The 24,943-nt window shown below is 61.2% G+C and carries 25 protein-coding genes and 1 riboswitch; of the genes, 16 read left to right on the plus strand and 9 right to left on the minus strand.

What is annotated here, in order from left to right; genetic code table 11:
• Positions 1-5: 5 nt before the first annotated feature.
• From rplM to JQM66_RS00940, 3 genes are all read right to left on the minus strand, one after another.
• Complete coding sequence (gene rplM, locus JQM66_RS00930) at positions 6-431, minus strand: 50S ribosomal protein L13 (RefSeq protein ID WP_235227942.1); 426 nt, start codon at positions 429-431, stop codon at positions 6-8.
• A gap of 257 nt (positions 432-688) precedes the next feature.
• Positions 689-952: a pro-sigmaK processing inhibitor BofA family protein gene (locus JQM66_RS00935; RefSeq protein WP_235227943.1), complete on the minus strand. Its 264-nt coding sequence runs from the start codon at positions 950-952 to the stop codon at positions 689-691.
• Positions 943-1,209: a DUF2508 family protein gene (locus JQM66_RS00940; RefSeq protein WP_235227944.1), complete on the minus strand. Its 267-nt coding sequence runs from the start codon at positions 1,207-1,209 to the stop codon at positions 943-945. The genes JQM66_RS00935 and JQM66_RS00940 overlap by 10 nt, the downstream gene beginning before the upstream one ends.
• A gap of 80 nt (positions 1,210-1,289) precedes the next feature.
• Between JQM66_RS00940 and JQM66_RS00945 the strand changes: the two genes are divergently transcribed.
• Positions 1,290-1,754 (plus strand): nucleoside deaminase, encoded by a 465-nt coding sequence (locus JQM66_RS00945; RefSeq protein WP_235227945.1) that lies wholly within the window; start codon positions 1,290-1,292, stop codon positions 1,752-1,754.
• 324 nt (positions 1,755-2,078) lie between these two features.
• Here the strand turns inward: JQM66_RS00945 and JQM66_RS00950 are convergent, their stop codons facing one another.
• Positions 2,079-2,963 carry a hypothetical protein gene (locus JQM66_RS00950; RefSeq protein ID WP_235227946.1) on the minus strand — a complete coding sequence of 295 codons (885 nt, stop codon included), beginning with the start codon at positions 2,961-2,963 and terminating at the stop codon, positions 2,079-2,081.
• A gap of 148 nt (positions 2,964-3,111) precedes the next feature.
• On the opposite strand from JQM66_RS00950, the gene spoIID reads away from it, so the two are divergent.
• The 5 genes from spoIID to JQM66_RS00975 all read left to right on the plus strand — a co-directional run bounded on the left by spoIID (position 3,112) and on the right by JQM66_RS00975 (position 8,887).
• The gene (gene spoIID / locus JQM66_RS00955) at positions 3,112-4,131 is read left to right on the plus strand and encodes a stage II sporulation protein D (RefSeq protein WP_235227947.1); all 1,020 of its coding nucleotides are present in this window, start codon (positions 3,112-3,114) and stop codon (positions 4,129-4,131) included.
• 67 nt (positions 4,132-4,198) lie between these two features.
• Positions 4,199-5,362 (plus strand): polysaccharide deacetylase family protein, encoded by a 1,164-nt coding sequence (locus JQM66_RS00960; protein WP_235227948.1) that lies wholly within the window; start codon positions 4,199-4,201, stop codon positions 5,360-5,362.
• 79 nt (positions 5,363-5,441) lie between these two features.
• Positions 5,442-6,149: a response regulator transcription factor gene (locus tag JQM66_RS00965; RefSeq protein WP_235227949.1), complete on the plus strand. Its 708-nt coding sequence runs from the start codon at positions 5,442-5,444 to the stop codon at positions 6,147-6,149.
• Positions 6,146-7,600, plus strand: coding sequence for a sensor histidine kinase (locus tag JQM66_RS00970; protein ID WP_235227950.1), 1,455 nt, complete (start codon positions 6,146-6,148; stop codon positions 7,598-7,600). Before JQM66_RS00965 ends, JQM66_RS00970 begins: the two co-directional genes overlap by 4 nt.
• Positions 7,601-7,606: 6 nt before the next feature.
• On the plus strand, positions 7,607-8,887 hold the full coding sequence (locus JQM66_RS00975) for a S1C family serine protease (RefSeq protein ID WP_235227951.1): 1,281 nt from the start codon (positions 7,607-7,609) through the stop codon (positions 8,885-8,887).
• 54 nt (positions 8,888-8,941) lie between these two features.
• On the opposite strand, the gene JQM66_RS00980 is transcribed toward JQM66_RS00975, so the two are convergent.
• The 4 genes from JQM66_RS00980 to JQM66_RS00995 all read right to left on the minus strand — a co-directional run bounded on the left by JQM66_RS00980 (position 8,942) and on the right by JQM66_RS00995 (position 10,802).
• Positions 8,942-9,760 carry an alpha/beta fold hydrolase gene (locus JQM66_RS00980; RefSeq protein WP_235227952.1) on the minus strand — a complete coding sequence of 273 codons (819 nt, stop codon included), beginning with the start codon at positions 9,758-9,760 and terminating at the stop codon, positions 8,942-8,944.
• 80 nt (positions 9,761-9,840) lie between these two features.
• Positions 9,841-10,203 carry a TSUP family transporter gene (locus JQM66_RS00985; protein ID WP_235227953.1) on the minus strand — a complete coding sequence of 121 codons (363 nt, stop codon included), beginning with the start codon at positions 10,201-10,203 and terminating at the stop codon, positions 9,841-9,843.
• On the minus strand, positions 10,200-10,553 hold the full coding sequence (locus JQM66_RS00990) for a sulfite exporter TauE/SafE family protein (RefSeq protein ID WP_235227954.1): 354 nt from the start codon (positions 10,551-10,553) through the stop codon (positions 10,200-10,202). Before JQM66_RS00990 ends, JQM66_RS00985 begins: the two co-directional genes overlap by 4 nt.
• Before the next feature lie 57 nt (positions 10,554-10,610).
• Positions 10,611-10,802, minus strand: a complete 192-nt coding sequence (locus tag JQM66_RS00995; protein WP_235227955.1) for a DUF1540 domain-containing protein — start codon at positions 10,800-10,802, stop codon at positions 10,611-10,613.
• 273 nt (positions 10,803-11,075) lie between these two features.
• Here JQM66_RS00995 and JQM66_RS01000 point away from each other — a divergent pair, with 273 nt between their 5' ends.
• The gene (locus tag JQM66_RS01000) at positions 11,076-11,834 is read left to right on the plus strand and encodes an HNH endonuclease (protein ID WP_235227956.1); all 759 of its coding nucleotides are present in this window, start codon (positions 11,076-11,078) and stop codon (positions 11,832-11,834) included.
• 123 nt (positions 11,835-11,957) lie between these two features.
• Here the strand turns inward: JQM66_RS01000 and mgtE are convergent, their stop codons facing one another.
• Entirely contained in the window at positions 11,958-13,340 is a 1,383-nt protein-coding gene (gene mgtE / locus JQM66_RS01005) for a magnesium transporter (RefSeq protein ID WP_235227957.1), read from the minus strand.
• Positions 13,341-13,454: 114 nt separating this feature from the next.
• A riboswitch (M-box (ykoK) riboswitch) is annotated at positions 13,455-13,617 on the minus strand.
• Positions 13,618-13,826: 209 nt separating this feature from the next.
• On the opposite strand from mgtE, the gene JQM66_RS01010 reads away from it, so the two are divergent.
• The 9 genes from JQM66_RS01010 (at position 13,827) to recO (ending at position 24,897) form a co-directional block, all read left to right on the plus strand.
• Positions 13,827-14,483, plus strand: coding sequence for a JAB domain-containing protein (locus JQM66_RS01010; RefSeq protein ID WP_235227958.1), 657 nt, complete (start codon positions 13,827-13,829; stop codon positions 14,481-14,483).
• Between the two features lie 77 nt (positions 14,484-14,560).
• Complete coding sequence (gene uvrB / locus JQM66_RS01015; protein WP_328284093.1) at positions 14,561-16,531, plus strand: excinuclease ABC subunit UvrB; 1,971 nt, start codon at positions 14,561-14,563, stop codon at positions 16,529-16,531.
• Between the two features lie 566 nt (positions 16,532-17,097).
• Positions 17,098-17,232: a hypothetical protein gene (locus tag JQM66_RS12520; RefSeq protein ID WP_268824263.1), complete on the plus strand. Its 135-nt coding sequence runs from the start codon at positions 17,098-17,100 to the stop codon at positions 17,230-17,232.
• A complete protein-coding gene (locus JQM66_RS01020) occupies positions 17,229-17,609 on the plus strand; it encodes an MmcQ/YjbR family DNA-binding protein (RefSeq protein WP_235227960.1) in 381 nt (126 codons plus the stop codon). The genes JQM66_RS12520 and JQM66_RS01020 overlap by 4 nt, the downstream gene beginning before the upstream one ends.
• Entirely contained in the window at positions 17,602-18,492 is an 891-nt protein-coding gene (locus JQM66_RS01025; RefSeq protein ID WP_235227961.1) for a DMT family transporter, read from the plus strand. The genes JQM66_RS01020 and JQM66_RS01025 overlap by 8 nt, the downstream gene beginning before the upstream one ends.
• Positions 18,493-18,497: 5 nt before the next feature.
• Positions 18,498-18,986 carry a Cys-tRNA(Pro) deacylase gene (gene ybaK / locus JQM66_RS01030; protein WP_235227962.1) on the plus strand — a complete coding sequence of 163 codons (489 nt, stop codon included), beginning with the start codon at positions 18,498-18,500 and terminating at the stop codon, positions 18,984-18,986.
• 602 nt (positions 18,987-19,588) lie between these two features.
• Positions 19,589-22,414, plus strand: coding sequence for an excinuclease ABC subunit UvrA (gene uvrA / locus JQM66_RS01035; RefSeq protein ID WP_235227963.1), 2,826 nt, complete (start codon positions 19,589-19,591; stop codon positions 22,412-22,414).
• 595 nt (positions 22,415-23,009) lie between these two features.
• Positions 23,010-23,909, plus strand: a complete 900-nt coding sequence (gene era, locus JQM66_RS01040) for a GTPase Era (protein ID WP_235227964.1) — start codon at positions 23,010-23,012, stop codon at positions 23,907-23,909.
• Between the two features lie 211 nt (positions 23,910-24,120).
• Positions 24,121-24,897 carry a DNA repair protein RecO gene (gene recO / locus JQM66_RS01045; RefSeq protein ID WP_235227965.1) on the plus strand — a complete coding sequence of 259 codons (777 nt, stop codon included), beginning with the start codon at positions 24,121-24,123 and terminating at the stop codon, positions 24,895-24,897.
• The last annotated feature ends 46 nt before the right edge of the window (positions 24,898-24,943 follow it).

The following is a 24,943-nucleotide window of genomic DNA, read 5'->3' on the forward strand; positions in this document are numbered from 1 at the left end:
CCTCCTTACTCCAGAACGACGGGCTTCTGAGCCTGCTGCTCATAGTTGGCATCGGCATAGATGTGCAGGCGCTTCAGAGAATCCTTGGTGATGACGTTGTTGGGCATCATACCCTTGACGGCGACCTTCATGGCCAGCTCGGGCTTCTCCTGCATCAGGATGCGGTAGGGAGTCTCCTTCAGACCGCCGACCCAGCCGGAGTGATGGCGATAGAACTTCTGGTCGCCCTTCTTGCCGGTCAGGACAGCCTTGGCGGCATTGATGATGATGACGTTGTCGCCGCAGTCGGCGTGGGGAGTGTAGGTGACTTTGCCCTTGCCGCGCAGCAGGTCAGCAGCCCGGACAGCGGTCTTGCCCAGGGGCTTACCGGCAGCGTCCAGGATGTACCACTTGCGCTCAATGTTGGCCTTGTTTGCCATAAAAGTGGACATGGTGTTTCCTCCGTTACATATATTTTGCATTTGCTTTACAAATCAAGAGCTCCGGGTTAAAATCGGAGCAAGACTATTTATACCACGGCGGACAAACCCTGTCAACATGATTTTTATTTAGCACGGAAAAAGCTCTTGTTTTCTTTGAATATCTCTTGTTATCTCGCAAATTCTCGCATTCATTTTTGAGATTTGCGCGGATTGCTCGGAACGGGGCAGAAAAAACGGAGGGAATCCCTCCCTCCGCGCTTATGTAATTACAGCACCCACTGCACCAACAGCAGCAGCACGAAGCCCGGCAGGCCCAGGATGCCGATGACCAGGGCGTTCAGCAGGTTCAGCCCCAGGGCGATGCCGGTCCAGGCAGCTGTCAGGTTCACTACCCACAGGGCCAGAAACCCCAGCAGGGTGTTCAGCAGCAGCTTCAATGCCACCCGCAGGGGCGTGCGGAACACCCGGATCAGGGCGATGATGAAAAAGCCCACCAGCAGGGCCGCGATGATCTTCTGATTCAGGTCCATACGGTATTGCCCTCACTTTCACAGGGGCCGCTCTGCCCATCTTCCGGGCAGCGGGCCTTGATGGCGCGGAGCAGATAGTTGCACCGGGCCTTGTCGGCGCTGATCTGATAGACGCAGGACTCCACCAGCTCCGGGTCCACCGCCTGGTTGAACCGGCGGTAGGCCAGGGCCAGCTGGTCCTGAGCCTCCTGTAATTCGGCCCGCAGAGCCAGCAGCTCCGGGTCGGGGCGGCGTTTTTTGGAAAAAGAAGCACTCATGGCAATGTCCCTCCTACCTTACAGGTGTATGGAGAGTTTGGACAAATATGCCAGATTTCATACGGCAGGGAGGGGATCTCATGCAGACGGAGCAGGAACGGTATATGATGGAGGCCCTGGCGCTGGCCCGGGAGGCCGCCGCCGCGGGAGAGGTCCCCGTGGGCTGCGTCATCGTCCGGGAGGGACAGGTGGTGGGCCGGGGCCGCAACCGCCGGGAGGAAAAGCAGTCCACCGCCTCCCACGCGGAGATGGAGGCCATTGCCCGGGCCAACGAGAACCTTGGCACCTGGCGGCTGGACGACTGCGAGTTATATGTGACCCTGGAGCCCTGCCCCATGTGCGCCGGGGCCATCCTCAACGCCCGCATCCGCCGGGTGTGGTACGGCGCCCGGGATGAAGCCATGGGGGCCTGCGGCGGGGTGACGAACCTGTTTATGGAGGCATTTCCCAACCGGCCCGCCCTGGTGGGGGGCATCCTGGCAGACGAGTGCCGGACAGTGCTGGCGGATTTTTTTGCCGAACTCCGGCGGGACAGGGAACGTTGACATAAAAAATTTCTGGGATTTAAAACTTTTGTAACAATTGAGACTGTTTTGGTTAACAACTCTCCTGTATTGTAAGAATTGCAAGAGACAAAACTTCTTTTCATCCAATCTTCCAAAAAATAGCCAAAGGGCCAACCGAGAGGTTGGCCCTTTGGCTGTTCTTTTGGAAGTCTTTCCTGTTTCGTTGTCTGTTGTTCGGGACTCGCAGGGCGCGATGCCCCCGGCACGCTGTCTCGCCAGCCTTCGGTGTCTGCGGCGTGCCCAGTGGTCACGCTCTACATGCATTTCTTGCGGTGTCGGACCCTGTGGAAAAACAGGTGGTTTTCAGGCATCCCCTGTGCTATCATGGACCTCGCAGTCCCCGGGGACATGGGCCAGCCGCAGCAGCAGAAAGCCCAGCAGGGCCGCCGCACCGCCGGCGTACAGCAGCAGGGAGGAGAGGTGGGGACCGCCGTCTGCCAAAGCGGCGATACACAGGACCACGGCCGCGCAGGCGTACAGGGCGAACCGCCGGGTCCGTCCGGACTGGAAAGCGAAGGAGGACAGCCGGTAGAAGCCCAGGGTCAGGAACACCAGGGCCAGCAGCTCGACATAATATGCCTCCAGGGCGGGGTCGATGGAGTCCAGGCGGTAGGTCAGCACCAGCCGCACCACCAGAGCCACCGGGGGAACCAGCAGGAGGGTGCCCTGAAAACTGCTCTCAGACTCCCGGGTCCCTCTGCGGCAGGCGGCGGCTGCCAGAAACACCGCCGCGCCGGATACCAGACCCAGCAGGCCCAGCAGCAGCTGAGCCTTGGGCGCGAAACCGGAGACGGATTCCATGGCCACGGCGCCGTAGGGATCGGCGGCGGCCTGAAGCCGCGCCAGCAGATTGACGCCCCCCAGGCCCTCGGCCAGGTCTGCCAGGCCGGACAGCAGCATCAGCAGGGCGCCGGCCACCGGAAGGAACACCTGCCCAGAATTTCCTGCGGCGAATTCCGCCGGGAAAGCGGGACCGGGGTCGGTCTCCCCGGGCAGGCGGCGGACTAGCAGCAGGAACGCAAGGGCCAGCACCGCCAGCAGGGCAATCAGCGCCAGACCGGGCACATTGCCGGAGACCGGCAGGCCGGTGGCGGCCTCAAAGCCGGTGCGGTTCTGCAGCAGCCGCAGCACGAAAGCTGCCATGCCCCCCACCAGGGCCAGCAGGGGGAGAAACGATTGCTTTTTCATTTGAATAGCATCCTTTCGGACTGAAATCTTGAAAATCCGGATTCACTATATCACGTTTGCGGTGGTTTGTCCATGCCGCGTCTCATGTTCTCACGGCGGGGCGCATAGGATGGAGGGACAGGCTGCGGAACGAAAGCGAGGAAATTCTATGAAGCGAAATCATCCGGTCCGGCAGAGCATGGCCGTCTCAGGCCTGCTGCTGGCGGCGTTGTTTTTACTGCCCCTGGCGGTGATCGTCCCCTTCCGGGCGGAGCTGTTTGACCGGGAGCCCCCGGTGGACGAGACGGAGGGCGCGCCCTTCGTCAGCGGAGAACTGGACGCCCGGACCACATTGAAGGTCCTGGACGGGGACACCGTGGTGGAGATGGACCTGGGGACGTACCTGGTGGGCGTGGTGCGGGCGGAGATGCCCGCCTCTTTCCATCAGGAGGCCCTGAAAGCCCAGGCGGTGGCCGCCCGGACCTACACCCTCCATAAAATCCAGAGCGGCGGGAACCACGGGGAGCAGGCGGACATCTGCACGGACTCCACCTGCTGCCAGGCGTATATCAGCGAGGAACGGGCCCGGGCCAACTGGGGCGGTGACGCCGACGATTATGAGGCCAAGGTGGAGACCGCGGTCAAGGAGACCGACGGACAGGCCATCCTGTACGGCGGCGTACCCATCCTGGCGGTGTTCCACTCCTCATCGGCGGGCCTGACCCGGGCTGCCGGAGAGGTCTGGCTGAACGACCTGCCCTACCTGCAGGCGGTGGAGTCTCCGGAGGAGACGGACCGCATCCCCAACTATTATAGCCGCGTGGAATTCACGGCGGCGGAGTGTAAAGAGAAGCTCCTTGCCGCCTTCCCGGAGGCGGACCTGTCCGGCCCCATCAGCGGCTGGCTGCAAAACGCCGTCACCGACAGTGCCGGCAGTGTGGAGACGGTGGAGGTGGGGGGCGTCACCGTAAAGGGCGCCCGGGTGCGGTCGGCCCTGGGCCTCCGGTCCGCCTGCTTTGACTGGGAGGCGCGGGACGGCAAGCTGGTGTTCTATGTCACCGGCTACGGCCACGGCGTGGGGATGAGCCAGTACGGCGCCGACAAAATGGCCGCCGACGGCGCGGACTACCGGGAGATCCTGACCCACTACTACACCGGCGTCACCGTGGACAGCTATCTCCCCGGCTGACGCTTTACAACCGCCGCGTCCCTGTGATAAAATAAAGTGTTCAGAAACAAGGAAGGGAGGCTCCGCCATGAAAAAGAAGCTCACCGCGCTGCTGTGCTGTGCGCTGCTGGTGTTCCAGCTGGCGGCGCCGCCCAGGGCCCAGGCGGCCGGTTACGTGTATTTTGTGGCGGCGGGCGAAAACGTGCTGCCCCTGTCCGACGCCACCATGCCCTTCTGGCACGGGGGCTACCTGTACATCGCCAGCTCCATCTTCACCGGCATCGCCCGGGATGCGCTGGACATCGGCCGCAGCCGCAATGACAAGGACAAGCTGGTGGTGCTGTACAGCGGCAGCCGGGCCAAGTCCCTGTGGTTTGAGTGGGAGAAGACCTACGCCCACGATGTGGACGGCAATGTGTACCACCCCGGGGCGATCTACCGCAACGGCGAGGTCTATGTGCCCGTGTCTCTGGTGGCCCGCTTCTTTGATCTGCAGTACAGCGTCAACAAGGTCAACAGCCGGGTGAACGGGGAGCTGATCCAGGGCGACCTGGCCTGGATCCGGCGGCCGGGCAACATTTTGACGGACAAGTATTTCATGGACGCGGCATCCTCCGTCATCACCAACCGCTATGAGGCCTATCTGAAAGACAAGGAGAAGGAGCAGCAGGGCGCCTCCACGCCCGGATCATCCCAGACCCCCGCCGGCGTGGACATCGAGGGCAAGCGCATTTACCTCTGCATGACGGCGGGGGCGAATACATCTGCCCTGCTGGATACCCTGGACCGCTACGGCGCCCAGGCGGCCTTTTTCTGCACGCCGGAATTTCTGGAGCAGCAGGGGGACCTGCTGCGGCGCATGACGGCCACGGGCCAGACCATCGCCATCCTGGCGGACGCCGGGGACGAGACCCGGACCGTGGAGGAGCAGCTGGAGGCGGGGAACCGGGCTCTGGAGCGGGCCACCTGCGGCAGGACCCGGCTGGTCCGGGTGGAGAACGGCGACGAGCAGACCTTCCAGCGGCTGGGGGAGGCGGGCTACCGCTGCCTGGAGCCGGACCTGGACCGCTCCGGGTATGACCTGCGCAGCGCCTCCAACGCTGACAGCCTGCTGCGGCGGGTGCTGTCCTATCGTGGGGACGATGTGACCGTATGGGCGGCGGACCGGGCGGACGCCCTGGGCCTGCGGTACTTCCTGGCGGACACGGAGAGCGGCGACGGCCGGTGCCTGGCCTGGACGGAAACCACTTAATCTTTACAGAATATTCAACACCCGGGAAAATACCGGGGTATAATGGAATCAGAAATCTGTGAAACTGGGAGGGAGCGTCATGGGACGTAATATTCTGGTGGTGGAGGACGATCGGAACATCTCCGACCTGATCCAGATGTATCTGGTAAAGGAGGGCTTCGATGTGCGCATCGCCAGGGACGGCGGGAAGGCCATCGAGGAGTTTCAGAAGGAGATCCCGGACCTGATCCTGCTGGATATCATGCTGCCCGTTATGGACGGCTGGGCCGTCTGCGCCAAGATCCGGGAGACCAGCAAGGTGCCCATTATCATGCTGACCGCCAAGAGCGAGGTCTTTGACCGCATCCAGGGTCTGGAAATGGGCGCCGACGACTACATCGTCAAGCCCTTCGAGATGAAGGAACTGATCGCCCGCATCAACGCGGTGCTGCGGCGGACGGAGATCCCCAATGATACCAGCAAGCGGCTGACCTTCGACAAGCTGGTCATCGACCTGGACTCCTACGAGCTGATCGTGGACGGCAAGAAGGTGGACACGCCCCCCAAGGAGCTGGAGCTGCTGTATCACCTGGCGGCCACCCCCAACCGGGTCTATACCCGCAACCAGCTGCTGGACGAGGTGTGGGGCTTCGACTACTTCGGCGACAGCCGCACCGTGGACGTGCACATCAAGCGCCTGCGGGAAAAGGTGGAGAATGTCAGCGACCAGTGGGCGCTGAAAACGGTCTGGGGCGTGGGCTACAAATTTGAGGTGGCCGGCGCCAAGACGGAGAAGGCAGAAGCATGAAGCGCCTGAAAAACCAGTTCAAGGGTCTCTATTGGCGGCACATGCTGGTGACGGTGGGCATGGTGGCCCTGACGCTGTTCCTGTTGGGCGCATCCTTCTTCTCCCTGAGCTATAACTACGCCCGAAACCAGACGAGCGAGGAGATCGGCGGCCGGGCAAGGATCCTGAGCCGCCTGTCCGTCAGCTACCTGGAGAGCGGCCGGTATCTGGACATGGAGGAGCTGCGCAACGACCGGGACTTCCAGAAGCTGGCCACCTTCGCTGCCACCGTGTCCGATGTGCAGTTCCTGATCTGCGACACCGACGGCCATGTGCTGCTGACCACCGACGGCCAGTTGGAGGGCCAGGTGCTGACCATGCCGGAGGAGATGACCCGGGAGGTTCTGGAGGACGGCCAGGCCGCCCGGCGGGATGACCTGGGGGGGCTGTATGAGAAGAAGCGGTTCATCGTGGGCGTCCCCGCCGTCAGTCCCGTCAGCGGAGCGGCGGTGGGTGAGGTCTTCGCCGTGGCCGCCACCACGTCTCTGGACAACATGTGGCAGGGTTTTATCGGTCTGTTCTTTATGACGGCCTTCGTGGTGCTGATGATCTCCTTCATGGCGTCTTCGGTCACCACCATGCGGCAGATCCAGCCCATCCGGGAGATGGCCGCCGCCACCCGGCAGTATGCCGAGGGCAACTTTGACATCCGCATGAACGACTATGGCCGGGAGGACGAGATCGGCGAGCTGGCGGCCTCCTTCAACAACATGGCGGAGAGCCTCCAGCAGACGGAGCGCCAGCGGCGGGAGTTCATCGCCAACATCTCCCATGAGCTGAAGACTCCCATGACCACCATCGCCGGCTATACCGACGGCATCCTGGACGGCACCATCCCGCCGGAGAACGAGCGGCAGTACCTGCAGATCATCTCCAATGAGAGCCGCCGCCTCAGCCGCATGGTGCGGCGGATGCTGGATGTCAGCCAGCTGCAGGCCATGGACCCCCTGCGGGGCGGCAACCACTTCGACGTGTGCGAGAGCATGCGCCGGGTGCTGATCTCCATGGAGAAGAAGATCAACGACCGCCATCTGGACGTGGATGCCGATATCCCGGAGGAGCCTATCCTGGTCCTGGGAGACACCGACATGATCACCCAGGTCATTTACAACCTGCTGGAAAACGCGGCCAAGTTCGCCCGGGAGGGGTCTACCCTGTATCTGGGCGTCACCACCCTGGACGGCAAGGCCCGGGTCACCGTGCGGAACCTGGGTGACACCATCCCCGCCGAGGAACTGCCCCTGCTGTTCGAGCGGTTCCACAAGAGCGACAAATCCCGCAGCGAGGACAAGGACGGTGTGGGCCTGGGCCTTTACATCGTCAAGACCATTCTGGAACAGCATCATGAAAAAATCAATGTGACCAGCGAGAACGGCGTCACTACCTTTACGTTCTCCCTGAGTACGGAATGAGGACACATGGAAGAACGTGATACCCGCGAGATCGTGGAGGTCTACCGGCAGCCGGAGCCCCGGGAAGTGGTGGAGGTTTACAGCCGCCCCCTGCCCGGAATAGAATCGCCCGGGCCGGAGCCTTCGGCAAAGCGGAAGAGCCGGAAGGGTCTGTGGATCTTTCTGGCCTGCCTGGCGGTCATCGTACTGCTGGCCGTGGCCGGGCGGTTCCTGGTGGACCGGTTTGCTCCGCCCGCCCAGAACTATTTTGAATGGGACCCCGGGGAGAAGTGGGAGACCGAGCCCGCCGGAGACATTACCATCCCCACCGTTCCCGCGGGGCAAGGTGGTCAGCTCCGCCTGACCCGGGACCACGGGACCGTGCTGACGGCCCAGCAGGTCTATCAACAGGTGAATCCGTCTGTGGTGACCGTCATGGCTAACCTGGGCGAGTCCATGTCGGTGGGCACCGGCGTGATCTTCTCAGAGGATGGCTATATCGTCACCAACTACCACGTGCTGGAGGGCGGCTCCGAGTGCTATATCAGCCTGGACACCGGCGGGATGTTCGAGGCCCGCTATGTGGGCGGCGACGCCGCCAATGACCTGGCGGTGCTGAAGATCGACGGCATGGACCTGCCCACCGCGGAGTTCGGGGATTCGGACCTGCTGACGGTGGGGGACAAGGTGTACGCCATCGGCAACCCCCTGGGCGTGGAGCTGCGTGGCACCCTGACGGACGGCATCGTGTCCGCCATCAACCGGGATGTGTGGGTAGACAACCGCACCATGACCCTGATCCAGACCAACGCCGCCCTGAACTCCGGCAACTCCGGCGGCCCCCTCATCAATGAATACGGTCAGGTGGTGGGCATCAACGTCATCAAAATGACCTCCCGCTACTCCAATGTGGAGGGCCTGGGCTTTGCCATCCCCACCGCATCCATGCAGCGCATCGTCAACGACCTGCTGGCCTACGGCGAGATCCAGCCGGAGCCCCTGCTTGGGGTGACGGTCATGTCACTGGCCGAGGAGGCGGCGGAGGGCGTCCGGGGCCTGCGGGTGGATTCCGTGACACCGGGCGGCGCGGGCGACCTGGCGGGCATCCGGAAGGGCGACTTCCTCCTCACCGCCGACGGTGATACCCTGACCACCAGCCAGGACCTGCTGCGGGTGCGCCGCCGCTTCTACGTGGGCGACAGTCTGGGCATGACCCTCTGGCGGGACGGCCAGGTCCTGGAGGTCACTCTGGACTTGAAAGACGCCGTGGAGGAGGAGCCGGAGACGGCCCCCTGGTACGCCGAGTAACTCTGAAAGACAGCAAGCCTCCGTGCGGCTATGGCCGTACGGAGGCTTGTATGATTATGGGATCGCGTTGACGAACTCCTCGATCAGTTGATTGACCCGTTCGGGCTGGTCGGTGTTGGAGTTGTGTCCGGCGTCCTTGATCCATTCCAGGCGGATGCCCGTCTGCTTGTGCCATGCCTTGTTGTACCGGACACAGGACCCAGCGTGGTCCTGCTCTCCGCAGAGCAGCAGGGCGGGACAATGGAGCGCATACGGCAGATCGGCTTCCATGGCCTGGGCCAGCATCCGGAATCCGTGACCGGACAGCTTGGCGTACCGCGCCTGGTCGCCGTCGTACACCAGCATCATGGCGCGCATCAGGTCCCTCCCGTAACGGGAGACCGCCACGCCTTGGGAACCCGTTTTCACCAACGCGTTCCACGGATAGCGGCGGTATACCGGCTCCATCCGTTTCAGCAGCCAGATCTCCGCCGCGGTCACGTAGCGCCGCTGCAGCGGCGCCGAGTCGATGGACACAAAGCCCGCCAGCCGGTCCGGGAACAGCTCCACGTAGGCCTGACCCACATAGCCGCCCATGGACTGTCCGACGATCACCGGCCTGTCGATGGCTTCCGCACGGAAAATCCCGTCCAGCCAACGGGCCTTGTCCATCAGGTCAAAGTCAAAGGCAAAGGGCCAGGAGGCGGCATGCCCCGGCGGGTCCCATACGAACACGTTGTACTTGCCCTCGAAATACGCAATCTGCCGGTCAAACAGCCGGTGATCGGCGGTCAGGCCCGGCAAAAAAACCAGAGTAACAGTGTGTTCCCTGATTTGGTCGCTGATCCAATAGTGGATGGTCCCGCAGGGGGTATCATAGGTTTTTTCGATCATGGAAGCATCTCCCGCATCCCTGAGATGCTTTGATCATACCAGGAAACTGTGAAGAAATCTACCGTCCCGCAGACGGGCGGTCATTTTTTGGCGGGCAGAAGCAGGGACACGCCCGACAGCAGCAGATAGACGCCGAAGGGCTTCCGCAGCACCTCCACGTCCAGGGCGGTGGCGGCCCAGGCCCCCAGAGCGGCGGCCAGCACGGCCCAGGGTACGGCGCTTTTCAACGTGGGCTTGTCCAGATAGCCGCCCCGCCAGTGGCAGATCAGGGCGCTGAGGGCCGTGGGAAGGAAGAACAGCAGGTTGATGCCCTGGGCGGTCCGCTGGTCCACCCCCAGGAACAGGGTCATCACCAGAAGCAGCAGCGTGCCGCCGCCCACGCCCCAGGCGGAGATGACGCTGGCTCCCAACCCGCACAGAAAGGGAAGCAGCCAGTCCGTCACAGCAGATACTTCACCCCCGCGTAAAAGAGAAAGGCGGCGAACAGCCACTTCAGCGCCTTGGTGGGGACCTTGCCGTAGAGCTTCCCGCCAACAAAGCCGCCGATCAGCCCGCCTGCCAGATAGGGCAGGGCAGTCCAAAGGGACACACCGCCCCGGAACAGGTACACGGCGGCGGACACCAGACACACCGGGAAGATGACCCCTACGCAGGTGGCGTACAGCTTCCGCTGCTCCAGCCCGCCCCAGCGGGAGAGAATGGGCAGGAACACCATGCCGCCGCCCCCGCCGAAGAGGCCATTGGCCAGTCCCGCCGCGCCGCCGGCGATCCGCGCCGGCCATCTGGAATCCATGACACCACCCCCAAAGCTATGTAAGGAACGGCTCGGGCCGTTCCTTTTTGCGCGAGTTTATTTTAATTTGAAGCTCTCGCAGTCGGTGCACTTGATCTCGGTGGGGTTGGCTTCATGGGTGCCCACGGTGATGGAGTCCAGGCCGCAGTAGTTGGAGTCCTGGCAATGGTGGGCGCAGTTGTTCACGGTGCACTTGATGCTCTGGTTGGGGGTGCATTCGCAGCCGCTGTTGGTGCAATCCTTGTTCATGAGAAATTCCTCCTGCGTGAAAGAATGTTGGCTTTTCGCCGGAGGTAGTGTGCGCCGGGACGCGAAAAGTATGCAAAAAAGCAGAGCCGCGTGGCAAATGTCATTAAGTTGAGCCGAAAATGCAGCTGTTAAGAAACAGGAAAACGTGTCCTGTTTCTTTATGTGAATATTAACCAGTCTGTAAGAAGAGTACATCCATTTTTACTTTTCATTTGTGGATCAAATATGATATAATTCATTACAGAGGCAATATGGTATGTGAGGAGAGATAGCATGGAGGCTGTCGCATTATCAGAAGCCATTGATTTACTATTGGCCAACTGCAAAAACGAAGCGCAGCATTTGATTGCTGAAAAGTATCCATTTAAGCCTGACAAGGTCCAGAACAGAAGTTACTCCGAAAAAGAAAAGATGCAAATATTTTTGAAGGACGGTTTTGTTGACCGATACAGTGGGAAACAGTTAGTCAACCCGGGAATTTTGAAGAGCATTACTTGCTTTTTCCCCGAAGAGTTCCCCTATCATCCTCATTGGAAGATGAACCAATGTCATAAAGCATACTGGGACTTGCTCCCGACTATAGATCACATTGTACCGGTTGCCCGAGGTGGAGCGGATGCCCCTGAAAATTGGGTCACAACATCCATGCTTAACAATTCCATCAAATCAAACTGGACTCTTGAAGAATTAAAATGGAATATCTGCACTGCCGGAAGTTTAACCGAATGGGATGGATTGACAGGAAAATTCATTCAACTGGTAGAGGCTGTACCAGATATTCTATCCGATACTTATATCCGAAGGTGGTACAATATTAGCAAGCGTTCATTATATACACCAACATCAGCTGCAGAAAAGTCTTTTTACTGCCCCCTATATAACGGCAAGATTACGCAATATGATTGTGACGAGTTGTGCTGTGGTGTAAAAACTGGTTATTTTCCAAATGATGGATTACCACATCTTATGAAACTGTCAGATATTAGCCGAAAAAGGGAGTCTTGCATTAAGTGTTCCCGAAACAAGGCTTGATATGAAAAAGTACCCACCCCCTTCAAAACGGGGTGGGTACTTTTTCGTGTTCGGCAAAAACTTTGACTTAATGACATTGGCCACGGCGCGGCTCTGCCTTTTGAAAAATTTTGAAAACGGGCATCAGATCCCCAGCAGGATGGTGGCGAACTGGAAGTAGATCAGCAGGGAGATGGAGTCCACAATGGTGGAGATGAAGGGCGATGCCATGACCGCCGGGTCGAAGCCCAGCTTTTCCGCCAGAATGGGCAGGGTGCAGCCCACCAGCTTGGCGCAGGCCACGGTGCACACCAGGGTGGAGCAGACCACCAGGGCCACCATGGCCGTCACGTCCGGATTGTGCATCAGCCAGCGGTCGATCACCATCATCTTCACGAAGTTGGCCGCTGCCAGACACACACCGCAGCAGAGGGACACCCGGAACTCCTTCCACAGCACCTGGATGCAGTCGCTGAACCGGACCTCGCCCAGGGACAGGGCACGGATCACGGCGGTAGAGGCCTGGGTGCCGCTGTTGCCGCCGGTGCCGGACAGCATGGGCACGAAGGAGGTCAGAATGGCGCAGCTCATAAGGGCGTCCTCAAAATGGGTCAGGATGATGCCGGTGAAGGTGGCCGACAGCATCAGGATCAGCAGCCAGGGGGTGCGGGCCTTCCAGGTCTCGAACACGCCGGTCTTGAGGTAGGGCTTGTCCGAGGGCAGCATGGCCGCCATCAGCTCAATATCCTCCGTGGTCTCTTCCTCGATAACGTCCATGGCGTCGTCCACGGTGACGATGCCCACCAGCCGGTTCTCCGTGTCCACCACCGGCAGGGCCAGGAAGTCGTATTTGCTCAGGGCCTGGGCGGTGGTCTCCTGGTCGTCCAGAGTCTGGACGGAGATGAAGTTCCGCTCCATGATGTCGCCGATGACATCGTCCTCCTCCGCCAGCAGCAGCGTCCGGATGGACAGCAGGCCGAGCAGGTGGCGGCCGTCGTCGATGACATAGCAGACGTTGATGGTCTCCTTGTCGGGGGCGGTGCGGCGGATGCGCTTCAGGGCGTCCTCCACCGTCATGTGCTCCTTCAGGTCCACGAACTCCGTGGTCATGATGCTGCCGGCGGAGTCATCTGGGTATTTCAGAATTTCGTTGATGCTCTTGCGGGTCTCCGGGTCGGAGTGCTTCAGAATGCGCTTCACCACGTTGGCGGGCATCTCTTCCACGATGTCCACGGTGTCGTCCAGATACAGCTCGTCCAGCACTTCCTTCAGCTCCGTGTTGGAGAAGCCCTGGATCAGCAGCTCCTGCTCGTCGGAGTCCAGCTCCACGAATACCTCGGCGGCCAGCTCCTTGGGCAGCAGCCGGAACATGATGGGCACCCGCTCGTCCAGATCGTTGCAGATGGCGGCGATGTCGGCTGCCTCCAGGGGCAGAAGGAGGTCCCGCAGCTGCGGGTACTGTTTTCGTTCAAAGTATTCCTCGATTTTTTCCACCAGCTCCCGGCGCTCCTCTTCCAGTTCCAACATAGCGCGCTGACCTCCTTTCCCAGGGTACTCATAAAATTGATACTAAAATAAAAACTCCCCAATCGTCCTGTCCGGCACGACTGGAGAATCCTTCCTGACGGGAAACAGCAAGCCCTGCTTCCCCAACCGTTCAAGCTTTAGCATCACAAGGCGGTGAAATCGCGTTAGATGATACCTTCGTGTTCGATATCACCTGCTCATACCATCGCATGATGTCTCCATCATTTTGCGGCAGCGATCCATATCCCTGTGGTAGCCTTACCTACCGGAGACAGTATTCAACCTTTATGTTTATATTATGCCAAAAATATGATGGTGTCAACCCAACAGGAAAAATGCGCATGGGAATTTTGCGGGCGGAAAAACTCTTGTGATGGATGGACGGGCGTGATATAATATGATATTCCAGAAAAATGGGATTTCAGGCCCTTTCCGAAGAAAAAAGAGGTGGCACAGGTGGGCATTCACGACGGGCACAGAGAGAAGATGCGACGCCGTTTTCTCAGCGGCGGACTGGAGCAGTTCGCGGACCACGAGGCCCTGGAGCTGCTGCTGTACTACGCCATTCCCCGCAGGGATACCAACCCCATCGCCCACGCGCTGATGGACCGCTACGGCTCCCTCTCCGCCGTGCTGGCGGCCCCGGTGGAGGACCTGCAGAAGGTAGAGGGCATCGGCGAGAGTGCCGCCATCTTACTGAAGCTGGTGCCCCGACTCTGTGCCAAGGCCCGCCTGGCGGACGCCGACCGGCAGGAGCTGGTGCTGAACACCGCCTCCCGGGCGGGGGCCTACCTGCTGGAACGTTTTTACGGCGAGCAGAACGAGGTCATCTATCAGCTGTGCCTGGACCGGAAGGGCAAGCTGCTGGCCTGCAAAAAGCTGGGGGAGGGCAACATCGCCTCGGCGGCGCTGGATGTCCGCAAGCTGGTGGAAAACGCCATCCTGAACTCTGCCAGCTCCGTGGTGCTGGCCCACAACCATCCCAGCGGCGTGGCCAGTCCCTCCGGGGAGGATTACGCCGCCACGGACCGGGCCAGGGCTGCCCTGGAGACCATCGGCGTGGCCCTGGCGGACCACATCATCGTGGCCGACGGAGACTTTGTGTCCCTGGCGGAGAGCGGATACCTGGAAAGAGGTCTCTGATATAGAACAAATGTTTGCAAATGGGTATCGTTTGTGATAGAATCATCCTATTCTGATTGTCATATTTGGAGCGTGCCATGCCGAAATTTGAAGTGGTTTCTGAATACGCCCCCTCGGGTGACCAGCCCCAGGCCATCGCGGCCCTGGCGGAGGGCATTGAGAACGGCCTGAAGGAGCAGGTGCTGCTGGGCGTTACCGGCTCCGGCAAGACCTTCACCATGGCCAAGGTCATCGAGGCCGTCCAGCGGCCCACCCTGGTGCTGGCCCACAACAAGACCCTGGCGGCCCAGCTCTGCGCGGAGTTCAAAGAGTTCTTTCCCAACAACGCCGTGGAATACTTCGTCAGCTACTACGACTACTACCAGCCCGAGGCCTATATCCCCCACACCGATACCTATATCGCCAAGGACGCCTCTACCAACGAGGAGATCGACCGCCTGCGGCTCAGCGCCACCTGCGCCCTTCTGGAGCGGCGGGATGTCATCGTGGTGTCCTCCGTCTCCTGCATCTACGGCCTGGGCGAGCCGGACGACTTCGCCAAGATGGTGGTGTCCCTCCGCGTGGGCGCCGAGTGGGACCGGGACGAGCTGCTGCGCCGCCTGGTGGAGATCCGCTACGAGCGCAACGACATCGCCTTCGAGCGGAACATGTTCCGTGTCCGGGGCGACACCGTTGAAATTTACCCCGCCTACTATAAGGACCACGCCATCCGGGTGGAGTTCTTCGGGGACGAGATCGACCGCATCTCCGACTTCAACCCCATCACCGGCTCCGTGAACCGGGTGCTGAACCACATCGCCATCTACCCCGCCAGCCATTACGTCACCACCAAGGACAAGATGGACCGGGCCATCGGGGAAATTCGCAAAGAGATGGAGGAACAGGTCAAATACTTTACGGACAACGACCAGCTGGTGGAGGCCCAGCGCATCCGCCAGCGGACGGAGTACGACATGGAGATGATGGCGGAGCTGGGCTACTGCTCCGGCATCGAGAACTACTCCCGCATCATCTCCGAACGCCCCGCCGGGTCGGCCCCCATGACATTGCTGGACTTTTTCCCCGACGATTTCCTGCTGTTCGTGGACGAGAGCCACGTCACTTTGCCCCAGGTGCGGGCCATGTACAACGGCGACCACGCCCGGAAAGACAGCCTGGTCAGGTACGGCTTCCGCCTGCCCTGCGCCTACGACAACCGCCCCCTGAAATTCGAGGAATTCGAGGAGCGCATCGGCCAGGCCGTGTTCGTCTCCGCCACCCCCGGCCCCTACGAGCGGGAGCGGGCGGACCAGGTGGTGGAGCAGGTCATCCGCCCCACGGGCCTGCTGGACCCCCGGGTGGAGGTCCGGCCTGTCACCGGACAGATCGACGACCTGATGGACGAGATCCGCGCCCGTGCCGCCAAGAACGAGCGGGTGCTGGTGACCACCCTGACCAAGAAGATGGCGGAGGACCTGACGGAGTTCTTCAAAAACGCGGGCATCCGGGTGCGGTATATGCACTCCGACGTCCAGACCATCGAGCGCATGGAGATCATCCGGGACCTGCGCCTGGGGGAGTTCGACGTGCTGGTGGGCATCAACCTGCTGCGGGAGGGCCTGGACCTGCCGGAGGTGTCCCTTGTGGCCATCCTGGACGCCGACAAGGAGGGCTTCCTCCGCTCTGAGACATCCCTCATCCAGACCATCGGCCGCGCCGCCCGAAACGCCGAGGGCCTGGTGATCATGTATGCCGACGAGATCACCCCCTCCATGCGGGCGGCCATGGACGAGACGGAGCGCCGCCGGACGATCCAGGACAACTTCAACAAGGAGCACGGCATCGTCCCCAGGACCATCATCAAGGGCGTCCGGGAGGTGCTGGAGATTTCCAAGACAGCAGAGGGCGACACCGGCGGCAAGGGCAAACGGCGCAAGCTCTCCGACCAGGAGCGGGCCGCCGAGATCGCCAGGTTGGAAAAGGAAATGAAGGAAGCGGCGAAAATGCTGGAGTTTGAATATGCTGCTGTCCTGCGTGACCGCATTATCGAGCTGAGAGGGGAAAAGTAGCTTCCTTCATTTCTAATACAATCAAACGATAAGGGCTCCCGCGCGAGCCCAACGAAGTGGGTCGCGTGGGAAAAGGAGCGGCAACGAAATGAGAGAGCTTTCGGCGCAGCCGGAAGCGAAGGATATGGAGCTTGCCGCGACGCAATGCTGGAGTTCAAGTATGCCGCCGTGCTGCGTGACCGCATCATCGAGCTGAGAGGGGAAAAGTGATGCTGCCGGAGCGGAAGCGTCTGCGCCTGCCGGAGTATGATTACGGGCAGAACGGTGCGTATTTTGTGACATTTTGTACGGAGGGACGCCGTCATTTGCTGGGAACCGTGGGGCGCGACGACCTCGGCGCGCCGGCGGTGCACCTTTCCCGATGCGGGACCATTGTGGATAGTTATATTCGGTCCATCCCAAAGGCGTATTCCAATGTATGTTTGGAAAAATATGTGGTCACGCCGAATCATGTTCATTTGATTTTGCGCATTATGGGAAACGGCGCGCCGGGGTCGTCGCTCCCTACGCAATTGTTGTCCCGGATGATTGCAGCGGTGAAACGGTTTTCCAACCGGGATGCTGGCATGAATATCTGGAAATCCTCTTTCTACGACCACGTCATCCGGGATGACAACGACTTTCTCCGCATCTGGACCTACATCGACACCAACCCCGCCAGATGGGCGGAGGACTGCTATGACATGGAGGACGCCCGATGAAATACGAATGGCTGGACGACTACCTCCTGTCCCTCCCGGGGGCGGAGAAGGACTACAAGCCCGAATGGGGCTGGTTCCGCTATATGCTCCGGGGCAAGCTGTTCGCCGCGGTCTGCTCTCCCGGCCCGGAGCACAAGACTTACGGCGGACACGACCTCATCAACCTGAAATGCGACCCCGCCCGGTCCCAGCTGCTGCGGGCGGCATATCCTGATATTTTACCGGGCTTCTATTCCGACAAGCGCACCTGGATCGCCTGCTTCCTGGACGGGGAGCTGCCGAATGAGTTGTTGCGGGACTTGTGTGCCGACTCCCACCGACTGGTTTTGGAAAAGTTGCCCAAATATGTGCAAAGAGAGATCAAAAGCCGTGAGTGAGAGAACGCAAACGCAAAAAAAGGCCCCGCTGGGGGCCTGTGCCAGCATTCTGCTGAGCGCCGCCCTGTGGGGCATCATCGGCCTGTGGAACCGCCGCCTGATGGCCGGGGGCTTTTCTCCCACGGACATTGTGGTGGTCCGGAATTTCGGCGGAATGGTGCTGCTGGCAGGCATTTTCGCTGTGAAGGACCGCTCCGTGTTCCGGGTAAAACGGGAGCATCTGAAGTACTTCTTCGGCACCGGCATCGTCAGCGTGCTGCTGTTCACCGTGTGTTACTTCAACTGCCAGAAGCTGTGCTCCCTGGCGGTGGCGTCCATCCTGCTGTACACGGCGCCGTCCTTTGTGGTGGTCCTGTCCGCCCTTTTGTGGAAGGAGCCGGTGACGAAAAAGAAGCTGCTGGCTCTGCTGCTGACCCTGGTGGGCTGCGCCCTGGTGTGCGGCCTGTTCTCCGGCGGCCTGACCGTCACCCTGACCGGCGTGCTGCTGGGCCTGGGGGCCGGGTTCTTCTATGCGCTGTACAGTATCTTCGGCCGCTACGCCCTGGCTCATTACAGCTCCATGACCGTCACGGTCTGGACCTTCCTGTTTGCGGGTCCGGCATCTCTGGTGCTGGTGCCCGGCTCCCGGACCCTGGGGCCCGCCCTGGCCCGGCCGGACATGTGGCTGACGGCGGCGGGGCTGGTGGTGTTCTCCACCGTGCTGCCCTACATCTTTTATACCAAGGGCCTGAGCCGCGTGGAGGCGGGGCAGGCCTCCATCATGGCCAGCCTGGAGCCGGTAGTGGCCGCCCTGGCAGGCATCCTGGCTTTTGGCGAGCCGGTAAACGCCGCCACTGTCGCCGGTATCATCTGTGTGCTGGCGGGAGTCATCATTCTGAGGTGAGAAGCATGGCAAAGAAAAAAGAGGAAAAAACCAATGTGATGCGGGTGCTGGAGCAGAAAAACATTCCCTACACCGCCCACACGTATCCGCCTGACGGCCCCATCGACGGTGTCAGCGTGGCATCCTATCTGGGCCAGGACGTGGAGCAGGTGTTCAAGACCCTGGTGACAAAAGGCGCCAGCGGAAATTACTATGTATTTGATATCCCCGTGGCGGAAAACCTGGATTTGAAGAAGGCCGCCAGGGCGGTGGGGGAGAAGTCCATCGCCATGATCCACCAAAAGGAGCTGCTGCCCCTGACCGGGTATGTCCACGGCGGCTGCAGTCCGGTGGGCATGAAAAAGCAGTTCCCCACCGTGTTCCATGAGACGGTGGTGCTGTTCGATACCATCTGCGTCTCCGCCGGAAAGATCGGCGCCCAGGTGGAGGTCTCGCCCCAGGCGCTGCTGGACCTTCTGGGGGCGGAGACGGCGGATATTGTTGTGGAGCAGTGACAGATGTGTTCCGCTGCGGGCGGGGACCGTGAACGGCGCCGCCTTGCGGCACGGGAATGCGCCCCCATTTCTCTCTTGAAGAGAGAAACGGCTGCGCCCGGTCAAAGAGAGACGCAGGGGAACCCTTTCGATTGGGTTCCCCCACACCCCCTCCTGAACGACACAGACCAGGGGGCCTGCGAGCCCCCTATTCTGGACTACACCCCCGGGGTGTTCTACCGTACTTTCCCGACCATGCTGCAACAGGAGTGCGGAAAGAGAAGCAGGGCCATACGACAACCACCTACGAAAGCCGCACCCATGTCATCAGATGCGGGGAAGCACCATCTCTATTCCCACAGACTTGGGTGCACCCGGTAGGAGACCATCGATTTACAGGGGCACCGTCTCGCTCGACCCCCGTTTTGCCCAAACCTGACCGAAGGGAAGGATTTGGGCCTTAGCGCCTTTTCTTTTGGACCGTGAACGGCCCGTTTCCTTTTCGGCAAGACCGAAAAGAAAATGGGGGGTTCATTTCCTCGTCCCCCCGAGGGGGGACACCCCCGCACCCGCCTGCCCGGCGGTCAACACTGCATCTTGTAAAAAAGGAGAACCCTTCGTCTATGCAGGATAAAATCATCGTCAAAGGCGCCCGCGCCAACAATCTGAAAAATATCGACGTCACCATCCCCCGGGACAAGCTGGTGGTGATGACGGGCCTCTCCGGCTCCGGAAAGTCCTCCCTGGCCTTCGACACCATCTACGCCGAGGGCCAGCGGCGGTATGTGGAGAGCCTTTCCTCCTACGCCCGCATGTTCCTGGGCCAGATGGACAAGCCCGACGTGGACTATATCGAGGGACTTTCCCCCGCCATCTCCATCGATCAGAAGACCACATCCAAGAACCCCCGGTCCACCGTGGGCACCGTCACCGAGATTTACGACTACCTCCGCCTGCTGTGGGCCCGGGTGGGCACCCCCCACTGCCCCAAGTGCGGCAAGGAGATCAAACAGCAGACCATCGACCAGATCATCGACCAGGTCCTGGCCTTGCCCGAGGGCACCCGCATCCAGGTCATGGCCCCCGTCATCCGGGGCAAGAAGGGCGAGCACACCAAGGTGTTTGAGGACGCAAAGCGCTCCGGCTACGTCCGGGCCCGGGTGGACGGGAACCTGTACGAGCTGGACGAGGAGATCAAATTAGAGAAAAACAAGAAGCACAACATTGAGATCATCGTGGACCGCCTCATCATCCGCCCGGATATCCAGCAACGGCTGACGGACAGCGTGGAGACCGCCTCCAACCTGTCCGGGGGATTGGTGGTGGTGAACCTCCTGCGGGAGGAGCAGGACCTGGTGTTCTCCCAGAACTACGCCTGCGAGGACTGCGGCATCTCCATTGAGGAGCTGACGCCCCGCATGTTCTCCTTCAACAACCCCTACGGCGCCTGCCCCACCTGTACAGGCCTGGGCAGCCAGCTGAAGGTGGACACCGCCCTGGTGGTGCCGGACGAGAGCCTGTCCATTCTGGACGGTGCTATCCAGGCCAGCGGCTGGGGCAACATCCGGTCCGACGGCATCTCCCGCATGTACTTCGACGCCCTGGCCAAGAAGTATCACTTCTCCCTGACGGAGCCCTGGAAAGACCTGACCGACGAGGTGAAGCAGATCATCCTCTACGGCACCGGCGGCGAGAAGTTGGAGCTGCACTATGACCAGCCCCGGGGCAAGGGCGTCCTGTACCAGCCCTTTGAGGGCATCTGCAACAACATCGAGCGCCGCTATACCGAGACCCAGTCCGACGCCAGCAAGCGGGAGCTGGAGGAGATGATGGCGGCATGTCCCTGCCCGGACTGCAAGGGCCGCCGGCTGAAAAAGGAATCCCTGGCGGTGACGGTGGGGGACAAGGACATCGACGCCCTGACCCGGCTGTCCGTGCTGGACGAGCTGGACTGGGTGGACCGTCTGGAGCTGACGGACCAGCAGCACCTGATCGCCGACCGCATTCTGAAGGAGATCAAATCCCGGTTGGGCTTTTTGAAGTCCGTGGGCCTGGGCTACCTGACATTGAGCCGGGCCGCCGGGACCCTCTCCGGCGGCGAGAGCCAGCGCATCCGCCTGGCCACGCAAATTGGCTCTTCCCTGATGGGCGTCCTCTATATCCTGGACGAGCCCTCCATCGGCCTGCACCAGCGGGACAATGACAAGCTCCTTGCCACCCTATGCAGTCTGCGGGATATGGGCAACACCCTGCTGGTGGTGGAGCACGACGAGGACACCATGCGGGCTGCCGACTACCTCATCGACATCGGCCCCGGCGCCGGCATCCACGGCGGACAAGTGGTGGCCGCCGGCACCCCGGAGGAGGTCATGGCTGACCCCAACTCCCTGACGGGCCAGTACCTCTCCGGCAAGAAGAAAATCCCCGTCCCCGCAGAGCGCCGCCCCGGCAATGGCAAATGCCTGAAAGTGATCGGCGCGGCGGAGAACAACCTGCGGCACATCGACGTGGACTTCCCCCTGGGGACCTTTACCGTGGTCACCGGCGTCTCCGGCAGCGGAAAAAGCTCTCTGGTGAATGAGATTTTGTTCAAGCGCCTGGGGGCCGACCTGATGCGCATGAAGGTCCACCCCGGCAAGTGCGACGCCATTGAGGGCATCCGCCAGCTGGACAAGGTGGTCAACATCGACCAGAGCCCCATCGGCCGCACGCCCCGATCCAACCCGGCCACCTACACGGGGCTGTTCAACGACATCCGGGACCTGTTCTCCTCCACCCAGGAGGCCAAGAGCCGGGGCTACGGCCCGGGCCGGTTCAGCTTCAACGTCCGGGGCGGCCGCTGCGAGGCCTGCTCCGGCGACGGCGTGCTGAAAATCGAGATGCACTTCCTGCCGGATATCTTCGTCCCCTGCGAGGTCTGCAAGGGCAAGCGGTACAACCGGGAGACCCTGGAGGTCCACTACAAGGGCAAGAACATCGCGGAAGTGCTGGACATGACCGTGGACGAGGCCCTGGAGTTCTTCTCCGCCCTGCCGAAGATCCGCAAGAAGCTGCAGACCCTGCAGGACGTGGGCCTGGGCTATGTGAAGCTGGGCCAGCCCTCCACGGAGCTGTCCGGCGGCGAGGCCCAGCGGGTGAAGCTGGCGACGGAGCTTTCCAAGCAGGCCACCGGCAGGACCATCTATATCCTGGACGAGCCTACCACGGGCCTCCACACCGACGATGTGCGGAAGCTGCTGGAGGTCCTCCAGCGGCTGGTGGACACCGGCAATACCGTGGTGGTCATCGAGCACAACCTGGATGTTATCAAATGCGCCGATTGGCTCATCGACCTGGGCCCCGAGGGCGGCGACGGCGGCGGCACGGTGGTGGTCACCGGTACGCCGGAGACCGTGGCCGCCTGTGAGGCCAGCTATACCGGACAATATCTGAAAAAGATGCTGAAGTAGCGACGGAACTACGCTGCACTTCCCCCATCATGCCGTAGGGGCGGATATCATCCGCCCGTGGGGAGGAGGGGGAGATGTCTTTGGCGCAAAGACACCTCCCCCTGCGACCCCGACCAGAAACGTGGGGGGATTCCGAATTTCCCCCCACACCCCCTTGAAACGGCCAGACCAGGGGGCCTGCGGACCCCCTATTCTGGACTACACCCCCGGGAACGGCAGCGCGTAGCGAAGCGGAACGCGCGGGGCCAGAAGGACAGGCCTTGCGTCAAGCACCCCGAAAGTAAGTCTGCAGTTCCGACTTGCGGCGGCGGGGTATCTCTGTTTCGCTAATGTTAGGCGCACCCGGTAGGAGACTATCAAATGACATGGGCACCGGCCACGACGACTCCCGTATTTGCGGTCAACTTGACACACTTGTGTCAAGTTGATCCGCTCAAGCGCCTTTCTTTTCCACCGCTGCGGCGGCGACTTTTCTTTCGGCAAGACGAAAGAAAAGTGGGGGCCGCATTCCCGCACCGCAAAGCGGCACACCCCCCGTCCTCTGGTCAGGGGACACCCAATCTATTGCTTAACAAAAGAAAGTTGAGGATCACCTATGTCTGACATCAAAAACGTTGCTATGATCACCGTCTGCGGCCGCCCCAACGTGGGCAAATCCAGCCTGACCAACGCCCTGGTGGGCGAAAAGGTCGCCATCGTCTCCAACAAGGCCCAGACCACCCGGAACCGCATTTACGGCGTGGTGAACCGGGAGGACACCCAGTATATCCTGCTGGACACCCCCGGCCTCCACAAGCCCAAGTCCGCTTTGGGGGACTATATGGTGAAGGTGGTCACCTCCAGCCTGTCCGATGTGGACTGTGCGCTGCTGCTGGTGGAGCCCATCCCCCATGTGGGCGCCCCGGAGCTGGCCCTCATTGAGCGCATCAAGGAGGAGCACCTGCCCGCCATCCTCTGCATCAACAAGATCGACACTGTGGAGCCGGCGGAGCTGCTGCCGGTCATCGCCGCCTATAACGAGGCCTGGGACGGCTTCGACGCCATCATTCCCATCTCCGCCCACAGCGGCAGCGGCCTGGACGACCTGATGCAGGAACTGCGGAAGTACGCCAGTGAGGGACCCCAGCTGTTCCCCGACGGTCAGACCAGCGACCAGCCGGAGCGGCAGGTGGTGGGCGAGATCGTCCGGGAAAAGCTGCTGCTGTGCCTGGACAAGGAAATTCCTCACGGCACCGCCGTGGAGATCACGAAGTTCTCCGAGCGGGATTCCGGCGTCATCGACGTGGACGCCACCATCTACTGCGAAAAGGCCAGCCACAAGGGCATCATCATCGGCAAGCAGGGTGCAATGCTGAAGAAGATCAGCACCCTGGCCCGCCACGACATCGAAAAGTTCATGGGCACCAAGGTCTATCTGGAGACATGGGTGAAAGTGAAAGAGAATTGGCGCGACAATGTGAACTACGTCCGCAGCTTCGGCTATAACGACGACTGATTTTTCCAGCCATAAACATTCGACTTTCTTCGCAGACTATCCGTAAAGGAGGTCTGCGCCATGGAAGCCGAGCCCTTTTGGGAATTATTCTGCATGACCGGGGAGCCGTTGGCCTATATGCTCTACCGGAAACTGGAGGAGGGAGGAGACCAGCTTCCGCCCATCCTCTGATTCACGGGGGCGCTGCCCCCGTACATAAGGTGGTGAACGCATGGCGGGAACGCCTTACATCGTGCTCCGGGGCGTCGTGCTCCGGGAAACCGAAACGAAGGAAGCGGACAAAATTCTGACCCTCCTGACGGCGGAGCGGGGGAAGCTCTCCGTCATCGCCCGGGGCGTCCGGCGGAAAAGCTGCCGCTACGCCGCCTGCGCCCAGCCCCTGGTGTGGTCCGAGTGGACCCTCTATCAGAAGGGCGATTGGTACTACGCCAACGAGGGCTCCACGGTGGAGCTGTTCAAGGGCCTACGGGATGACCTGGACGCCATGGCCCTGGGCTTCTACTTCGCGGAGCTGACGGAAGCCGTCACCAGTGAGGAGACTCCGGCGCCGGAGCTGACCCGCCATCTGCTGAACGGGCTGTATGCCCTTTCCACTTTACACAAGCCCCCCGCCCTGGTGAAGGCGGCCTTCGAATTGAAGCTGCTGTGCCTGGCGGGCTACGAGCCCCTGGTGGACGCCTGCGCCTACTGCGGCTGTCCCGACCCGGAGCAGCCCCTGCTGGATGTGGTCCAGGGGGTCCTGCGGTGCCGGAACTGCGGTGTGAAGGAAAGTGCCTTGTCCATGCCCCTGTGCCGGGATTCTCTGCTGGCCCTGCGGCATATCGTGTACGGCGACCCCAAGCGGCTGTACTCGTTTACCTTGGGGGCGGAGGCCCTGCGGCTCCTGTCCGCTGCGGCGGAGTCTTTCGCCGCCGCCCAGCTGGAGCGGGGCTTCAAGACCCTGGACTTCTACAAGAGCCTCCAGCCGGTGGAATTGCCGTCGAAATGAGATACATTCTGTATAATACGGTCAAGATTATACGGAAAGGAACGAA

The organism is Oscillibacter valericigenes, assembly GCF_021531915.1.
Lineage (GTDB): Bacteria > Bacillota > Clostridia > Oscillospirales > Oscillospiraceae > Oscillibacter > Oscillibacter valericigenes_A.

What these genes read in the sequence shown, in the direction of transcription:
- JQM66_RS01020 (WP_235227960.1), top strand. Translation starts at nt 17,229, where the DNA reads ATGAAATACGAATGGCTGGACGACTACCTCCTGTCCCTCCCGGGGGCG.
- JQM66_RS00945 (WP_235227945.1), top strand. Translation starts at nt 1,290, where the DNA reads ATGCAGACGGAGCAGGAACGGTATATGATGGAGGCCCTGGCGCTGGCC.
- spoIID (WP_235227947.1), top strand. Translation starts at nt 3,112, where the DNA reads ATGAAGCGAAATCATCCGGTCCGGCAGAGCATGGCCGTCTCAGGCCTG.
- JQM66_RS00940 (WP_235227944.1), bottom strand. Translation starts at nt 1,209, where the DNA reads ATGAGTGCTTCTTTTTCCAAAAAACGCCGCCCCGACCCGGAGCTGCTG.
- uvrB (WP_328284093.1), top strand. Translation starts at nt 14,561, where the DNA reads ATGCCGAAATTTGAAGTGGTTTCTGAATACGCCCCCTCGGGTGACCAG.
- recO (WP_235227965.1), top strand. Translation starts at nt 24,121, where the DNA reads ATGGCGGGAACGCCTTACATCGTGCTCCGGGGCGTCGTGCTCCGGGAA.
- mgtE (WP_235227957.1), bottom strand. Translation starts at nt 13,340, where the DNA reads ATGTTGGAACTGGAAGAGGAGCGCCGGGAGCTGGTGGAAAAAATCGAG.
- ybaK (WP_235227962.1), top strand. Translation starts at nt 18,498, where the DNA reads ATGGCAAAGAAAAAAGAGGAAAAAACCAATGTGATGCGGGTGCTGGAG.
- JQM66_RS00960 (WP_235227948.1), top strand. Translation starts at nt 4,199, where the DNA reads ATGAAAAAGAAGCTCACCGCGCTGCTGTGCTGTGCGCTGCTGGTGTTC.
- rplM (WP_235227942.1), bottom strand. Translation starts at nt 431, where the DNA reads ATGTCCACTTTTATGGCAAACAAGGCCAACATTGAGCGCAAGTGGTAC.
- JQM66_RS00935 (WP_235227943.1), bottom strand. Translation starts at nt 952, where the DNA reads ATGGACCTGAATCAGAAGATCATCGCGGCCCTGCTGGTGGGCTTTTTC.
- JQM66_RS00990 (WP_235227954.1), bottom strand. Translation starts at nt 10,553, where the DNA reads ATGGATTCCAGATGGCCGGCGCGGATCGCCGGCGGCGCGGCGGGACTG.
- JQM66_RS01000 (WP_235227956.1), top strand. Translation starts at nt 11,076, where the DNA reads ATGGAGGCTGTCGCATTATCAGAAGCCATTGATTTACTATTGGCCAAC.
- JQM66_RS00970 (WP_235227950.1), top strand. Translation starts at nt 6,146, where the DNA reads ATGAAGCGCCTGAAAAACCAGTTCAAGGGTCTCTATTGGCGGCACATG.
- era (WP_235227964.1), top strand. Translation starts at nt 23,010, where the DNA reads ATGTCTGACATCAAAAACGTTGCTATGATCACCGTCTGCGGCCGCCCC.
- JQM66_RS00965 (WP_235227949.1), top strand. Translation starts at nt 5,442, where the DNA reads ATGGGACGTAATATTCTGGTGGTGGAGGACGATCGGAACATCTCCGAC.
- JQM66_RS00995 (WP_235227955.1), bottom strand. Translation starts at nt 10,802, where the DNA reads ATGAACAAGGATTGCACCAACAGCGGCTGCGAATGCACCCCCAACCAG.
- JQM66_RS12520 (WP_268824263.1), top strand. Translation starts at nt 17,098, where the DNA reads ATGAATATCTGGAAATCCTCTTTCTACGACCACGTCATCCGGGATGAC.
- JQM66_RS01010 (WP_235227958.1), top strand. Translation starts at nt 13,827, where the DNA reads ATGCGACGCCGTTTTCTCAGCGGCGGACTGGAGCAGTTCGCGGACCAC.
- uvrA (WP_235227963.1), top strand. Translation starts at nt 19,589, where the DNA reads ATGCAGGATAAAATCATCGTCAAAGGCGCCCGCGCCAACAATCTGAAA.
- JQM66_RS00975 (WP_235227951.1), top strand. Translation starts at nt 7,607, where the DNA reads ATGGAAGAACGTGATACCCGCGAGATCGTGGAGGTCTACCGGCAGCCG.
- JQM66_RS00980 (WP_235227952.1), bottom strand. Translation starts at nt 9,760, where the DNA reads ATGATCGAAAAAACCTATGATACCCCCTGCGGGACCATCCACTATTGG.
- JQM66_RS00950 (WP_235227946.1), bottom strand. Translation starts at nt 2,963, where the DNA reads ATGAAAAAGCAATCGTTTCTCCCCCTGCTGGCCCTGGTGGGGGGCATG.